Below are 15,138 nucleotides of genomic sequence, written 5' to 3' on the forward strand. Positions count from 1 at the left end.
CGCCTCATGCCAGCCGCGAAGCCAGCTCGTCGATCTTGTCGGGACGGAAGCCCGACCAGTGGTCTTCGTCGGTCACGACGACCGGCGCCTGGAGGTAGCCGAGCGACTTGACGTGCTCGAGGGCTGCCGGGTCCTCGGACAGGTCGAGGATCTCGTAATCGATGCCCTTGGAGTCGAGCGCGCGGTAGGTCGCGTTGCACTGCACGCAGGACGGCTTCGTGTAGACCGTGATCGCCATGGTGACCCGTTCTTCCTCTCAAAAATCATGGTGTCGTCGGCGGGGAGCCCGCCGGGAGTCCAATACTACATATGGGGACGGACATCGGGGGCAACCACAAGGGATAGTAGTTACATCCGTGTAGTTTTCCACCGCTCTCCCCTGGTTCAACACAGGTTGTCCACCGATTCATCCACAGGCTGCGGCGTGTCGCCGAACCTGGAAAACGCCTGAATCACCGGCCTTTTCAGCGGCCCCGTCGGATCTGTCCACAGGCTGGACGCTACGACGGGCCCCCGACATCGGATCCGCCTGTGGAATGCACGCCCCGGCGTGTCGCGGCGTGTCCCCCCGGGTCGCTAGCGTGGAGGGGTGGCCGCCTACCGGGATCTCCTTCGCACTCCGGGGGTCGCGCGCATCATCGCGGCGCAGCTGACCGCCCGCTTCCCCAACGGCATGACGAGCCTGGCGATCCTCCTCCACGTGGAGCAGACCACCGGTTCGTACGGAGCGGCGGGGCTCGTCCTGGCCGCGGCCTCCATCGGCCAGGCGGTGGCGGGGCCGGTCACCAGCCGGTGGATGGGCGTGTGGGGCATGCGGCGCGTGCTCACGCTCACGACGGCCGTGTGCGCCACCGCGATCCTCGTGCTGGCGCTCGCGCCGATGCCGCTGTTCGGCTCCATGTTCTTCGGGCTGGTCGCGGGCCTGTCGACACCGCCGGTGCAGTCCGCCGTCCGCACGATCTATCCGAAGATCGTCAACTCACGCCAGCTGACGCCACTGTTCTCCCTCGACGCCAGCTTGCAGGAGATCATCTGGATCCTCGCGCCCGTGCTGATCACGATCGTCGCGACCCAGGCCGGCACCGTGGTGGGGCTGCTCCTGATCGTGGCGTTCCTCGTGGGCGGCGGCGCGTGGTTCATCCTCTCCCCCGAAGTCGGCCGCGTGCGCATCCCGCGCAGCCGCCGCGCGTTCGGGAAGGTGCTCGCCAAGCCCGTCGTCCTCCTGGCCACGGTCACCGGCTTCCTGCTGATCGGCGCGTGCGCGGCGGTGGAGGCCGGGGTCGTCGCCACCTTCGGACACGGCGGGCTCGACGCGGGCATCGTCCTCGCCATCTTCTCGCTCGGAAGCCTCGCCGGGGGCCTGTCGTTCGGACACATCCCGATCGGGCGGTGGGCGATGGCGCGGCGGCTGACCGTCGTGGCGGTGGGACTGACCGCGACGGTGTTCCTCCTCGCCTCGTTCTGGGGGCTGAGCGCGTCGCTCTTCCTCGCCGGGATCGGGATCGCCCCGGCGCTGGCCGTGATGTTCGCCATGACGAGCGCGAGCGTCAAGTTCAGCGAGACGGCCGAGGCGTACGGCTGGATCGGCACGGGGCAGCTGATCGGGGCGGCCGCCGGGTCGGCCGCCGCGGGCTTCCTCATCGACGGCGTCGGCCCGGTCGGTGCGTATTGGGCTGCCGCGGCCTTCGCCATCGTCGGCGCGCTGGTCGCGATCGCGTGCGTCCGCGGCTTCCCCGACCTCCGGGGACGCGACGCCAGCCCCATCCCCGACACCGAACCGGTGCCCACGATCACCTGATCCACGGCCGCGCGTGCGGGCGACGGCGGCTCGACGGTGCACAACGGCGGATCCACAGCCCGACACGCCGTGCCTCGTTCACGACACGCCGGTTCAGGCGCCGACGACTCCGCCGTTGTGCTCCCGGGTCCGACCTCGTCAGCGCCGCGCAGTCACTCGATCCGGCGCAGCACCGAGAGCACCGCGAGCGCGTACGCGTCCTCGGGCTGCGGATGCTCGAACGACTCGGCCCGCCCGGCGAACTCGATGTCCACGACGTGGGTGTCGCTCTCCCGCCTCAGCGCCCGGAACGCACCGCGCAACAGCTCGCGGAGCTGATCCTCTCGCGGCAGCCACAACGCGTCGTCGAGCGCCACGGAGTCCAGCGCCCACTCGGTGGTGCCGTTGAAGGCGAGGATCGTGCCGGTGGGATAGGAGCGGGGTTCGATCGTCATCTCACTGACGGTGAAGACATCCGCCTCGAACTCCGGTTCGTCCAGCTGGAACCGGTCACCCGACCGGGGACGCCACACGAGCCCGGCGTCGCGGAGCGCGAGAGCGAGGTCTGTCGAGATCATGCGCCCATCCTCCCCCGAACGAGCCCGCACCGGGCGCGGCAGAGGGACAATGGAGCGGTGACCGCGTTCGACCCCTCCGTGCTGCTCCCCGACGATCTGCTCGACCGCATCCGCCGCCGCGCGGCCGCCGTCGACGCCGAGAACGCCTTCCCCGAAGAGGACCTCGCCGACCTCCGCGACGCCGGATACCTCGCCGCATTCGTCCCGACCGACCTCGGCGGCGCGGGCCTCGGCCTGGCGGAGGTGTCGTTGCTGCAGCAGCGCCTGGCGGGGGCGGCGCCCGCGACGGCCCTGGCGGTCAACATGCACCTGGTGTGGACCGGGGTGGCCAAGGTGCTCGCCGACCGCGGGATCGACAGTCTGCGCTTCGTCCAGGAGGGGGCGGTGGCCGGAGAGGTGTTCGCCTTCGGGATCAGCGAGGCCGGCAACGATCTCGTCCTCTTCGGCAGCGATACGGTCGCGGCCCCGCAGGGAGACGGCGGCTACACCTTCACCGGCACCAAGATCTTCACGTCCCTGGCGCCGGTGTGGACGCAGCTGGGCCTCCACGGCCTCGATACGACGAGCCCCGACGGCCCGCACCTCGTCTACGCCTTCGTGCCGCGATCCGACCAGGTGGTCACGCGCGACGACTGGGACACCCTCGGGATGCGGGGCACTCAGTCGCGCACCACGGAACTCCACGGCGCTCACGCACCCGCCGACCGGGTGGTGCGCCGGCTCGCTCCCGGTCCGCAGCCGGATCCGCTCGTCTTCGGCATCTTCAGTGTGTTCGAGCTGCTTCTCGCATCGGTGTACACCGGGATCGCGCGGCGAGCCCTGGATCTCGCCGTCGAGACGGCACAGTCACGCACGTCGAAGAAGACGGGCCTCGCCTACAGTCAGGATCCCGACATCCGGTGGCGGATCGCGGAGATGGCGCTCGCCTACGACGCCCTCCTCCCCCAGCTCGATGCGCTCGGCCGCGACGTCGACACTCAGGCCGACCACGGATCGATGTGGTTCGCCAAGCTCAGCGGAATGAAACACCGCGCGGTCACCGCGGCCAAGCACATCGTCGACGAGGCGATGCTCGTGGCGGGCGGCTCGTCGTACTTCACGAGGAGCGAGCTCAGTCGCCTGTATCGCGACGTGCTCGCCGGTCAGTTCCATCCTTCGGATCCGGAATCGGCGCACAGCACCGTGGCCGCGGCCTGGCTGGGCCCGCTCGGCTCCTAGCCCCGCCTTCTGCGTCCGCACGTCACCGGGCACAACGGCGGACCGCCTCACCGACACGCCGCGGTTCGGCGCCCGCGGCGCGGCGTGTCGCCGGCCGAATCCGCCGTTGTGCATGGGGGCGCGGCTGGTTGCGCCACGGCCAGCGCAGGGTCGCGCCTCTGCGGACGCCGGGGTCAGCGCCCTTCGAAGTCGTAGGCCTTGAGCATCTCGGCGATGGCCCGCTCGCGCTCCTCGCCGCCGCTGTCGAACATGTGCGCGACGTGCGTGCGGAGGTGGTTCTCGATCAGGAGCTTGTCGAGCGAGGCGAGCGCCTTCTGGATCGCGCGGGACTGACCGATGATGTCCATGCAGTAGTCCTCGTTCTCGATCATCTTGGCGAGCCCCCGCAGCTGTCCCTCGAGGATGCTCGTACGGTGGCGGGCGCGCTTCTTGATGTCGTCGATCACGCCCGTCAGAATACGCCGCTCCGGGATCACCCCTCCGGTATCGCCGCGGGCCCCGTGCGATCATTGCCGCATGCCTCGCACACCGATGTCGCTGCTGAGCCCCGCCGACCAGGCGCGCCTGCGCGGATTGAGGCTCATGAAAGCCGTCGCGCTGGGCGCGCTGCTGGTCATGGCTGTCGTCTTCGTCATCGCCTTCGTCCTCGAGGACCGCTACCCCTGGCTGGGATATGTCCGCGCTGCGGCCGAAGGGGGAATGGTCGGCGCCCTGGCGGACTGGTTCGCCGTCACCGCACTGTTCCGCCACCCTCTCGGCATCCCGATCCCCCACACCGCGATCATCCCGCGACGCAAAGACGAGATCGGCCGGACACTGGGCGAGTTCGTCGAGACCAACTTCCTCGACAGCGCGGTCGTGCGCGAGAAGCTCCTGTCGACGCGGATCGCGGAGAAGGCGGGCGAGTGGCTCCGCGTTCCCGAGCACGCCGAGACTGTCGCCGCCGAAGCCGCGACGATGGCCACGGGAGTCCTCCGTGCCCTCAGCGACGATGAGGTGCACGACCTCATCAGCGACCTCGCCCGCGAGCACCTTCTCGACCCGGAATGGGGACCGACGGTCGGCGGGTGGCTCGATCGCGTGGTGACCGCCGACGCGCATCGCGATGCCGTCGATCTCGGCGTGGACAGCATCGCCACCTGGCTGCACGGCAACCGGGAGGCCTTCTCGGGCCTCGTGTCGCGGCGCCTGCCCTCGTGGGTGCCCTCGGTCGCGATGCGCCTGGTCGACGACACGGTCTACCACGAGGCGATCACGTTCGTCGAAGCCGTGCAGAAGGACCCCGACCACCCCGCCCGGCGAGCCGTCGATGCCTATCTCCGGCGACTGGCGGACAACCTCCAGCACGACCCGACGACGATCGGACGCCTGGAAGAGGCCAAAAGCGCCGTCTTTGACAGTCCGCGTGTGCGTGAGCTCGCCACCGACGCGTGGAACACGGCGAAGAGCGGACTGCTCCGCTCGCTCGATGACCCGCAGAGCGGGCTGCGCCGACGCCTCACGGAAGCACTGATCGAGATCGGGAGCAGGCTGCACGCCGATCCGGCACTGCAGCGCCGGGTGGATGACCGGATCACCGATGCCGCGGTGTTCCTCGTCGGCCGTTACCGCCACGACATCGCCTCGATCATCACCGACACGGTGGAGAAGTGGGACCCGGCCGAGACGACCGAGAAGATCGAGCTGATGGTCGGTCGCGACCTCCAGTACATCCGCCTCAACGGCACGATCGTCGGCGCGCTGGCGGGACTCGTGATCTACGCGATCGCCCACGCGGTGCTCTGACGACACGGCGACTGCCGCGCGCAACCCCCTTCGCTCCTCGGTGGGCGGCGGGTAGCCTGAACGACGTGGCAGACGCCGAGCACCTCCTGTTCACCTACGGGACTCTTCAGTTCGCCGAGGTACAGCTCGATACGTTCGGCCGGCTCGTCGCCGGCGAATCGGATGTCCTTCCGGGGTACACGATCGACTACGTGGAGATCGAAGACGCTCGCGTCGTGGACCTCTCGGGGCTGTCGGTGCATCCGGTGCTGCGCGAGACCGGGAACCCGGTCGACAAGGTCGTGGGAAAGGTGCTGTACGTGACCGCTGAAGAACTGGACGCCGCCGACGAGTACGAGGTGTCGCTCTATCGCCGCACCGCCGTGACGCTGGCCAGTGGACGCACGGCCTGGGTGTACGTCGGATGAGCGCGCTGCCGATCGACCCGCTCTGGCCCCGCGCGGGCGGCTGGCCCGAATGGACCGGACGCGCCGACGCCGTGCTGCTCGGCGCTCCCGCCTGGCGCACGTCGCTGTCGCCGACGGGCGCGCACGCCACCCCCGCGGCGATCCGTGAGGGGTTGCAGCGGTTCAGCCCGACCCTTCTCGGACCCCCCGCGCTCGATCTCACCGACGTCCTGCGGATCGCCGATGCCGGCGACGTGGACGACCCGGACGGCGAAGACGGCGAGGAGCGCCTGCGCGCCCGTGTGGCCGAGCTCTCCCGCGCGGCGCTCGTGATCGCGCTCGGCGGAGACAACTCGGTGACCTACGCGACCGCGCAAGGAGCGCGAGCGACCGGACTCATCACCCTCGACGCCCACCTCGACCTGCGCGACGGTGTCTCCAATGGCTCTCCCGTCCGGCGCCTCGTGGAAGGTGGCCTCGACCCGAAGCGGATCGTGCAGATCGGGATCGCCGACTTCGCGAACTCCGCCGCCTACGCCCAGCGCGCTGCGGACTGGGGCATCACGGTGATCACGTTGGACGAGCTCAGCCGCCGCGGGATGGACGACGTGATCGCACAGGCGATTGAGATCGCCGGCCACGACGGCTCGATCCACCTCGACATCGACGTGGACGTGTGCGACCGGACGGTTGCGCCCGCCTGCCCCGCCTCATTGCCGGGCGGTCTGGCCGCGTGGGAGCTACGGGCACTGGTGCGCGGTCTCGCCGTCGACCCACGGGTGCGCTCGGCCGACATCGTCGAGGTCGATGCGACCGCCGACGCCCCCGACGGACGCACCGTGCGCCTCGCCGCCCTCTGCGTGCTGGAGCTTCTGGCCGGCGTCGCCGGACGCGCAGCGCATCCGGCCCCGGTGAGCCCGCCCCCGATCGCCGCCGAGGCGGATGCGGCCGCGGACACGGACACGGACACGGAGGCCGACGCGGAGGCCGACGCGGACGTGGAGGCCGACGCGGACGTGGAGGACGTCGACACGCACGAGGACGCCGATGCCGATGCCGATGCCGATGAGGCCACGATGCAGGAGGACGATCGATGACCACGCTCGTGCTCGTCCGACACGCGAAGAGCGACTGGGGCGACCCCAGTACGGGCGACCACGAACGACCGCTGAACGACCGTGGGCGCCGCGACGCGCCGGTGCTCGCCGCCCGGCTGGCCGAGACCGGCTTCCGCCCCGGCGTGCTCCTCTCCTCGACCGCTCTCCGGGCCCGCACCACGGCGGCCGCCTTCGCCGACGCCCTCGGCGTGGCGATCGAGGAGCGCGAGGACCTCTACGGCGCCTCCGCCCGCACGCTCCTCGCGACGGCGACGACGAGCGGGCACGAGAACGTCCTCATCGTCGCTCACGACCCGGGGATGACCGTGCTGGCCGAATCACTCTCGCGCGGCGGCATCGGCCACATGCCGACCTGCGCGGTCGCGACGTTCCGGTGGCGCGCCGACGACTGGGATGTCGCGAGCGCCCTCGACCCCGACGACTGGGAGTTCGACAGCCCGCGATAGTCGACCTCAGACCCGTCGCACGCCGTCGGCATACACGGCCTGGACGAGGGGAACGCCCGGCCGGTAGGCCAGATGCACGCGCGTGGGCGCATCCAGCACCACGAGATCGGCGCGCGCCCCCGCACCGAGGTGGCCCACGTCGTCGCGCCGCAGCGCGCGAGCGCCACCCGCCGTCGCGGCCCACACCGCTTCGGCCGGCGTCATGCCCATCTCTCGCACGGCGAGGGCGATCATGAGGGGCAACGAGCTCGTGAAGCTCGAGCCGGGATTGCAATCGCTGGCCAGCGCCACGGTCACGCCCGCGTCGATCAGGCGCCGGGCGTCGGGATATGGCTGCCGCGTCGAGAACTCGACGCCCGGAAGGAGGGTGGCCACGGTCGAGGACGCCGCCAGGAGAGCGACGTCGTCATCCGAGAGGTACGTGCAGTGATCGACGGAGGCCGCACCGACCGCCACCGCGAGCGCCACGCCTGGTCCCGCCGACAGCTGGTTGCCGTGAACCCGCGGGAGGAGACCGGCCCCGATCCCCGCCCGGAGGATGCGCTCCCCCTCCTCCGCGGTGAACGCGCCGGTCTCGCAGAACACGTCGATCCAGCGCGCGTGGGGGCGAACGGCGTCGAGCATCGTGGTGCACACGGTCTCGACGTAGCCCGCGCGATCCTCGTCCCACTCCGGCGGAACGACGTGGGCCCCCAGGAAGGTGACCTCTTCGGTGACTTCCCGCGCCAGGCGAGCCAGTCGCTCTTCGCCGTCGACGGTGAGGGCGTAGCCCGTCTTGATCTCGAACGTCGTGGTCCCTTGCCGGTGGAGCTCGGCGACGAGGGCACGCAGCCGCTCGCGAAGCTCCTCCTCGGTCGCCGCGCGGGTCGCCGCCACCGTGCGTCGAATGCCGCCGGCGGCATACGGCACTCCCCTCATCCGCGCCTCGAACTCGTCAGCGCGATCGCCCCCGAACACCAGGTGCGTGTGGCTGTCGACGAACCCGGGGAGCACGGCCCGGCCGGCCAGATCGTGGTGCTCGTCTTCGGTCACGTCGTGGTGCGGCAGGTCGTCGCGGCGACCCGTCCACGCCACACGTCCGTCGCGGATCACGACCGCGGCATCGACGATTGTGCCGCAGGGGTCGTCTCCGCTCGCGACGTTCGTGGTGAGCTCGGAGATCCCCGTGAGGACAGTGGTGGTCATGACATCGGCACCTTCAGTCCGCGCTCCCGTGCCACCTCGACGGCCCGCTCATACCCCGCATCCACGTGTCGCATCACACCGGTCCCCGGATCGTTCGTCAGCACCCGCGCCAGCTTCTCAGCGGCCAGGGGCGTGCCGTCCGCCACCGTCACCTGGCCGGCATGGATCGAGCGGCCGATCCCCACCCCGCCCCCGTGATGGATCGAGACCCATGAGGCTCCGGACGCTGTGTTCAGGAGGGCATTGAGAAGGGGCCAGTCCGCGATCGCGTCGGATCCGTCGGCCATCGCCTCGGTCTCGCGGTAGGGCGATGCGACCGACCCGGCGTCGAGGTGGTCGCGACCGATGACGATCGGTCCGGCGAGCTCACCCGAGGCCACCATCTCGTTGAACTTCAGGCCGGCCAGATGCCGTTCCTGGTATCCGAGCCAGCAGATGCGGGCGGGAAGCCCTTCGAACTGCACCGTCTCACCGGCCTTCTGGAGCCAGCGCCGCAGCGCGACGTCGTCGGGGAACAACTCCGCCACGGCACGATCCGTCTTCGCGATGTCCTCGGGGTCGCCGGACAGTGCGACCCATCGGAAGGGGCCGCGTCCCTCTGCGAACAACGGACGGATGTACGCGGGGACGAATCCCGGGAAGGCGAAGGCGCGCTCGCACCCGCCGAGCTCCGCCTCACGCCGGATCGAGTTGCCGTAATCGAACACGGCGGCCCCGGCATCGTGGAACCCGACCATCGCTTCGACCTGCCGAGCCATGGACTCCCGCGCCCGCCGCGTGAACGCCTCGGGGTCGCGCTGCGCCTCGGCGCGCCACTGCTCGACCGTGACGCCCGACGGGAGGTAGGCGAGGGGGTCGTGAGCGCTCGTCTGATCGGTCACGATGTCGATCTCCACCTCTCCCGCACGGTGTCGGCGCAACACCTCGGGAAAGACGTCGGCCGCGTTACCGACCAGCCCGATGCTCCGGGGGGTCCGGGCGCGCTTGGCCGCGATGGCCCGCGTGAGCGCGGTCTCGAGATCGTCGGTGTACTCGTCGAGGTAGCGGTGCTCGACCCGGCGCGCGAGACGGGAGGCGTCGACATCGACGACGATCACGACTCCCTCGTTGAGGGTGACGGCCAGAGGCTGCGCGCCGCCCATTCCCCCGGCGCCACCGGTGAGGGTGAGCGTGCCGGCAAGGTCGCGGACCCCCTCGCCCAGGCTGCGCGCGACGGCGGCGAACGTCTCGTAGGTGCCCTGGAGGATGCCCTGCGTGCCGATGTAGATCCACGATCCGGCCGTCATCTGCCCGTACATCGTCAGCCCCAGTTGCTCGAGACGGCGGAACTCGGGCCACGTCGCCCAGTCGCCCACGAGGTTCGAGTTCGCGATGAGGACGCGTGGAGCCCACTCGTGCGTGCGGAAGACGCCCACGGGCTTCCCGGACTGCACGAGGAGCGTCTCGTCGGGTGCCAGCTCGTCGAGCGTGCGCACGATCGCGTCGAACGCCTCCCACGAGCGAGCCGCACGGCCGGTGCCGCCGTAGACGACGAGGTCCTCCGGATGCTCGGCCACGTCGGGATCGAGGTTGTTCATCAGCATGCGTTTGGCCGCTTCCGCGCCCCAGCTCTGGGCGGTGCGCTCGGCGCCGCGGGGCGCACGCACGGTGCGGGATGTGCTCATCGGTTCCTCCTGGAGGGCTCGGTCGCGGCGGGGACAGCGGGGCGCGACGAAGGATCGGCCGTCGCGTCGCGACCGATACGGGCGAGGGATCCGTCGGCGACGAGGGCGACCACGGCCTCGATCTCCGGCGACAGGGACCGGTCGGGGCCCGGCCCGGCGACATCCCGCCGGACGAGGTCGCGCACGCGCGCGGTGACGGGCCCCGGATCCAGCGGGGCGCGCAGGTCCAGGGCACGGCACCCCGTCAGGATCTCGATCGCGAGCACCCGCGCGAGCCCGTCGATCGCTCGGCGGAGCTTGCGGGCGGCGGCCCATCCCATCGACACGTGATCCTCCTGCATCGCCGACGAGGGGATCGAGTCGACGGAGGCGGGAACGGCGAGCCGCTTGAGCTCGGACACGATGCCGGCGGCGGCATACTGCGCGATCATCAGCCCCGAGTCGACGCCCACCTCGTCGGCGAGGAACGGCGGAAGCCCGTTGCTGCGGGCAGGGTCGAGGGCGCGGTCGGTGCGCCGCTCGGAGATCGAAGCGAGGTCGGCCACCGCGATCGCCAAGAAGTCCAGCACATATGCCACGGGAGCGCCGTGGAAGTTGCCGTTGGACTCCACACGACCGTCGGCGGTGACGACGGGGTTGTCGATGACCGAGGCGAGCTCGCGCTCCGCGATCGCCCGGGCGTGGTCCACCGTGTCGCCGACTGCCCCGTGCACCTGGGGCGTGCAGCGGAGCGAATACGCGTCCTGCACCCGAGTGCACACCGACGGATCGCGGTGACTCGCGACGATCGGCGAGGCACGGAGGAACAGGCGCAGCCGCGCCGCGGACCCCGCCTGCCCGCGCTGGGGACGCAAGGCCATGAGGTCATCGGCGAAGACGGCATCCGTGCCCAGTTGCGATTCGATCGACAGCGACGCAGCGAGGTCGGCCGTGATCAGGAGGTCGTCGAGATCGTGGAGCGCGAGGGTGAGCATGCCGAGCATGCCGTCGGTGCCGTTGATCAGCGCGAGCCCTTCCTTCTCCGCCAGCACGAGGGGCAGGATCCCCGCCGCGGCCAGCGCATCGCTCGCCTCGACCGGGTCTCCGGCCGCGCTCGAGTCTCCGACTCGCACCTTCCCCTCACCCATCGCGGCGAGCGCCACGTGGGCCAGCGGCGCGAGATCGCCCGAGCAGCCGAGGGAGCCGTACTCGCGGACGACGGGCGTGATCCCCGCGTTCAGGAGAGCGGCGTAGGTCTCGACGACGACCGGGCGCACCCCCGTGTGACCCGAGGCGAGCGTCTGCAGCCGCAGGAGCATCAGGGCGCGAACGACGTCGCGCTCGACCTCCGCGCCGGTCCCGGCGGCATGCGAGCGGATGAGGCTCAGCTGCAGCTGCCGCCGCCGTTCCGGGGCGATGAAGGTCGTCGCCAGAGCCCCGAAGCCCGTTGAGATTCCATAGTGGGGTTCGGGATCGTCGGCGAGGCGTTCGATCAGGGCGCGGGTCTCGGCGACGCGCCTCACCGCGTCGTCGTCGAGGACGACCCGTGCGTCGTGGCGCGCGACCGCAACGACCTCCTCCGTCCGCAGCGGGCGAGCGCCGACGGTGACGTGCGCGAGCGAAGTCTGTGCGTCCATGCCGTGATTCCATCGCGGGAACGGCCCGGCGACCAGAGCGCTCTGACATCCTGTGTCTGTGATCCCAGACAAAGAGGCGCCGCTGCCGCAGGTGCCCGCCGCGGACCAGACGCTGCGCATCCTCAGCCATCTCGCCCGCCAGCGCGGGCCCGTGGCGGCACGCACGATCGCCGACGCGCTCGCGATCCCCCGCTCCACCGTCTATCACCTGCTGTCGGAGATGGCGCGGCACGGGTTCGTCGTCCACCTCGCCAGCGATCACCGGTGGGGACTGGGCACCGCCGCGTTCGAGCTGGCCGGCGGCTACGCCAGACAGGAACCGCTGGCCCGGCTCGGCAGGCCGCTGCTCGCGGCACTGTCCGATCGCACCGGAGAGAGCTCGCACCTCGCCGTCATGACCGGACGCGACGTGCTCTACATCGTGGAGGAGCGTGCACACCGGCGTCCGGCGCTCATCACCGATGTCGGCGTGCGCCTTCCCGCGCCCCTCACGGCGACCGGACGCGCGATGCTGGCCCTCCTCCCCCGCGAACAGGTGCGTGCCCTGTTTCCCGACGCGCGCGCCTTCGCGGATCGCACCGGTCGAGGCCCCACCCGGCCGCGAGAGCTCGCCGAGGTGCTGCGGGAGACCCGTGCCCGCGGGCACGCCGAGGAGGACGGGGAGGTGACGCTGGGCTTCCGATCGATCGGCGTGGCCGTTCGCGACCACGCCGGGTGGCCGGCAGCGGCGATCGCGATCACCTGGCCGGACGACGTCACCGACGATCGCGGCGCACTCGTCGAGGCGGTCCGGGCGGCCGCCGGAGAGCTCTCGCGACGCATCGGCGGTCCCGGGGCATCGGGGTCGTCGATGCCCTGACGGCGACGTTTCCGCCGTTCCGGCCCCGACGTCGAAGACCCCGCGGATCGGGAGCCGGACCGGCTCGACGTCCCGTCAGCGCACGACGAGCTTCGGTTCCACGAGCACGTGCGCGGTTCCCGGTGTCACCTCACGCACCGCGATCGCCCCGGCGGAGTCGACGAGGAGATCGAGTACGCCGGTCGCGACGCGTTCGGGCAGCTGCTCGACGCTCGAGAGACCGAGCGCCTCGGCGGCGGGCGTGTTGTCGAAGCCGATGATCGGCAGGCGAGGGCACCCGGCCGCGACGGCAGCCAGATGCGCGCCGATCGCGAGGGAGTCGCTGGCACACACGAGGGCGTCCAGGTCGTGACGAGCCAGCGCGTCGCCCACGATGTCGCGCGCGAGCGCGACGCTCTCCTCGCTCACCAGTCGAAGCCCGTCGCGCGCCGCGGCGTCGGCGACCGTGTCGCGCCAGCCCCGCTCTCGGTCGTCGCCGGTCCCCGAGCCCGATGGCCACCCCAGGAACGCCACGCGAGGCCCCGCCGTCTCCATTGCATGCCTCGTGGCGGCGGCCGTCCCCGCTGCGCCGTCGACGTCGACCCACGGATGCGCGGGATCAGCGACGTCGTCGAGGCCCCAGGGCCGGCCGAAGGAGACGAACGGGATGCCGCGCTCGACGAGCCACCCCGTTCGGGGATCCCCGTGGAAAGTGCCGGTGATGACGACGCCGTCGATCTCCCCGCCGTCGCGGAGGTCGGTCATGCGGCGGATCTCCTCCTCGGGCGAGCGAGCGGCGTACAGCATGACGCGCAGGCCCCGCTCCCCGGCGCGTTCGGTCAGGGCGTGGACGAACCGGTCGAGGACGACGCCCGAGATCCCGCCGGCATACGGGTCGAGGTGGATGCCGATCGTGGAGCTGCGACGCGTGCGCAAGCGGCGTGCGGAGGCATGCGGCGCGTAGCCGAGGCGATCGATCGCGTCCTGCACCCGCTGCCGCGTCGTCTCGCGGACGATCGACGGCGTGTTCAGGACGTTGCTGACGGTCTGTCGCGACACACCGGCCGAGCGCGCGACGTCGTCGATCGTCGCCGATCTCTGCGGGCCCATCCGCTCACCTGCCCTTGACACTCACGCCGCGTTCGCCTTATCTTTTCAACCATCCCATAATTTGAACGATCAAATCTCGAGATTGCAGAGATTCTTGATCGTTCAAGAACCACACCCACGGGATGACCGGCAATCGAAGGAGATGCGATGAAGCGACACACAGCACGGACGCTGTTCGCGGCAGGGGGGCTGGCGGTCGTCACGACCCTCGCCCTGACCGGCTGCGGCCAGGGGTTCACGGACACCACACCCAGCCAGAGCGGGAGCGCCGCACCGGGCGGCCTCACCGCGTCGGACGACGCACTGACGGTCCTGATCGGTTCGAGCGGCGACGCCGAGACGAAGGCGGTGAAGGACGCGGTCGCGGCCTGGTCCGCGGACTCGGGCACGAAGGCGGAGGTCGTCGTGGCCACCGATCTGGCCCAGCAGTTGTCGCAGGGCTTCGCGGCGGGCTCGCCGCCTGACCTCTTCTACCTCTCCACCGACCAGCTGGCCGGCTACGCCGACAACGGGTCGCTCCAGGCCTACGGCGACATGCTGGCGAACAAGAGCGACTTCTACGAGTCGCTCGTGAGCAACTTCACCTACGACGGCACCTTCTACTGCGCGCCGAAGGACTTCTCCACGCTGCAGCTCATCATCAACGAGGGCCTGTGGGAGGATGCGGGGCTGACCGACGCCGACATCCCCACCACCTGGGACCAGCTCGCCACCGTCGCGAAGAAGCTCACCACCGACAAGACCACGGGCCTGGTCTTCGGCGGCGAGTACGCCCGCGTCGGCGCCTTCATGGCGCAGGCGGGAGGCCGGCTCGTGTCCGAGGACGGCACGAAGGCGGAGGCCAACAGCGACGCCAACGTCGAGGCGCTCACCTACGTGCAGCAGCACCTCAAGGACGGCACGTTCGCTTACGCGGCCGATGTGGGCGCCGGATGGGGTGGTGAGGCGTTCGGGAAGGAGCTGGGCGCCATGACCATCGAGGGCAACTGGATCACCGGAGCGCTCGGCGACTTCCCCGATGTGAAGGCCAAGGTCGTGGAGCTTCCCGCCGGCCCCGCGGGCAAGGGCACTCTGCAGTTCACGAACTGCTGGGGCATGGCCGCGGACAGCCCCAACCAGCAGGGAGCGCTGAAGCTCGTGGAGTACCTGACCAGCGCCGAGCAGCAGCTCGCCTTCTCGAAGGCGTTCGGGCCGATGCCGTCGGTGCAGTCCGCTGCCGAGCAGTGGAAGACGGACAACCCCGATCTGGTCGCCTTCCTCGACGGCTCCGCGTACGCGCAGGGCGTGCCCACCAACAAGGGTGCCGCTGACGTCGTGACCGACTTCAACGCCCAGCTGGGATCGCTCGCCACGGGCGACCCGAAGGCGATCCTCGACTCGGTGCAGTCGAACCTCGAGGCCATCGTCGGCTGACGAC

14 protein-coding genes and 1 pseudogene are annotated in these 15,138 nt (G+C 70.7%); 8 read left to right on the plus strand and 7 right to left on the minus strand.

Annotated features, from left to right (window positions below; all coding sequences use genetic code 11):
* Positions 1–4: 4 nt before the first annotated feature.
* Positions 5–238, minus strand: coding sequence for a redoxin NrdH (locus AVP41_RS05175; RefSeq protein ID WP_067161678.1), 234 nt, complete (start codon positions 236–238; stop codon positions 5–7).
* Positions 239–589: 351 nt separating this feature from the next.
* Here AVP41_RS05175 and AVP41_RS05180 point away from each other — a divergent pair, with 351 nt between their 5' ends.
* Positions 590–1,798, plus strand: a complete 1,209-nt coding sequence (locus AVP41_RS05180; RefSeq protein WP_067161681.1) for an MFS transporter — start codon at positions 590–592, stop codon at positions 1,796–1,798.
* Positions 1,799–1,950: 152 nt separating this feature from the next.
* Here the strand turns inward: AVP41_RS05180 and AVP41_RS05185 are convergent, their stop codons facing one another.
* Positions 1,951–2,355, minus strand: a complete 405-nt coding sequence (locus AVP41_RS05185; protein ID WP_067161684.1) for a pilus assembly protein CpaE — start codon at positions 2,353–2,355, stop codon at positions 1,951–1,953.
* A 57-nt stretch (positions 2,356–2,412) separates the two neighbouring features.
* On the opposite strand from AVP41_RS05185, the gene AVP41_RS05190 reads away from it, so the two are divergent.
* Positions 2,413–3,573: an acyl-CoA dehydrogenase family protein gene (locus tag AVP41_RS05190; RefSeq protein ID WP_067161687.1), complete on the plus strand. Its 1,161-nt coding sequence runs from the start codon at positions 2,413–2,415 to the stop codon at positions 3,571–3,573.
* A 173-nt stretch (positions 3,574–3,746) separates the two neighbouring features.
* Here AVP41_RS05190 and AVP41_RS05195 read toward each other — a convergent pair whose 3' ends face one another.
* Entirely contained in the window at positions 3,747–4,019 is a 273-nt protein-coding gene (locus tag AVP41_RS05195; RefSeq protein WP_067162818.1) for a metal-sensitive transcriptional regulator, read from the minus strand.
* Positions 4,020–4,089: 70 nt separating this feature from the next.
* On the opposite strand from AVP41_RS05195, the gene AVP41_RS05200 reads away from it, so the two are divergent.
* The 4 genes and pseudogenes from AVP41_RS05200 (at position 4,090) to AVP41_RS05215 (ending at position 7,308) form a co-directional block, all read left to right on the plus strand.
* Positions 4,090–5,358, plus strand: a complete 1,269-nt coding sequence (locus tag AVP41_RS05200; RefSeq protein WP_067161690.1) for a DUF445 domain-containing protein — start codon at positions 4,090–4,092, stop codon at positions 5,356–5,358.
* A gap of 65 nt (positions 5,359–5,423) precedes the next feature.
* Positions 5,424–5,765, plus strand: a complete 342-nt coding sequence (locus tag AVP41_RS05205) for a gamma-glutamylcyclotransferase family protein (RefSeq protein WP_157532385.1) — start codon at positions 5,424–5,426, stop codon at positions 5,763–5,765.
* A pseudogene (locus AVP41_RS05210) lies at positions 5,762–6,637 on the plus strand (arginase family protein); the annotation flags it as partial. The gene AVP41_RS05205 and the pseudogene AVP41_RS05210, both read left to right, overlap by 4 nt.
* A gap of 200 nt (positions 6,638–6,837) precedes the next feature.
* Entirely contained in the window at positions 6,838–7,308 is a 471-nt protein-coding gene (locus AVP41_RS05215; protein WP_067161694.1) for a SixA phosphatase family protein, read from the plus strand.
* A gap of 6 nt (positions 7,309–7,314) precedes the next feature.
* Here the strand turns inward: AVP41_RS05215 and hutI are convergent, their stop codons facing one another.
* From hutI to hutH, 3 genes are read right to left on the minus strand one after another with little or no spacing between them, the layout of a single operon-like run.
* Positions 7,315–8,493 (minus strand): imidazolonepropionase, encoded by a 1,179-nt coding sequence (gene hutI / locus AVP41_RS05220; RefSeq protein WP_067161697.1) that lies wholly within the window; start codon positions 8,491–8,493, stop codon positions 7,315–7,317.
* Positions 8,490–10,157, minus strand: coding sequence for a urocanate hydratase (hutU, locus tag AVP41_RS05225; protein WP_067161700.1), 1,668 nt, complete (start codon positions 10,155–10,157; stop codon positions 8,490–8,492). Before hutU ends, hutI begins: the two co-directional genes overlap by 4 nt.
* A complete protein-coding gene (gene hutH / locus AVP41_RS05230; protein ID WP_067161703.1) occupies positions 10,154–11,773 on the minus strand; it encodes a histidine ammonia-lyase in 1,620 nt (539 codons plus the stop codon). Before hutH ends, hutU begins: the two co-directional genes overlap by 4 nt.
* A gap of 52 nt (positions 11,774–11,825) precedes the next feature.
* On the opposite strand from hutH, the gene AVP41_RS05235 reads away from it, so the two are divergent.
* On the plus strand, positions 11,826–12,632 hold the full coding sequence (locus tag AVP41_RS05235) for an IclR family transcriptional regulator (protein ID WP_442922774.1): 807 nt from the start codon (positions 11,826–11,828) through the stop codon (positions 12,630–12,632).
* Positions 12,633–12,707: 75 nt separating this feature from the next.
* Here the strand turns inward: AVP41_RS05235 and AVP41_RS05240 are convergent, their stop codons facing one another.
* Positions 12,708–13,721, minus strand: a complete 1,014-nt coding sequence (locus tag AVP41_RS05240; protein WP_067161707.1) for a LacI family DNA-binding transcriptional regulator — start codon at positions 13,719–13,721, stop codon at positions 12,708–12,710.
* A gap of 147 nt (positions 13,722–13,868) precedes the next feature.
* On the opposite strand from AVP41_RS05240, the gene AVP41_RS05245 reads away from it, so the two are divergent.
* The gene (locus AVP41_RS05245; RefSeq protein WP_067161710.1) at positions 13,869–15,134 is read left to right on the plus strand and encodes a sugar ABC transporter substrate-binding protein; all 1,266 of its coding nucleotides are present in this window, start codon (positions 13,869–13,871) and stop codon (positions 15,132–15,134) included.
* The last annotated feature ends 4 nt before the right edge of the window (positions 15,135–15,138 follow it).

This window comes from Microbacterium sp. TNHR37B (genome assembly GCF_001620065.1).
Lineage (GTDB): Bacteria > Actinomycetota > Actinomycetes > Actinomycetales > Microbacteriaceae > Microbacterium.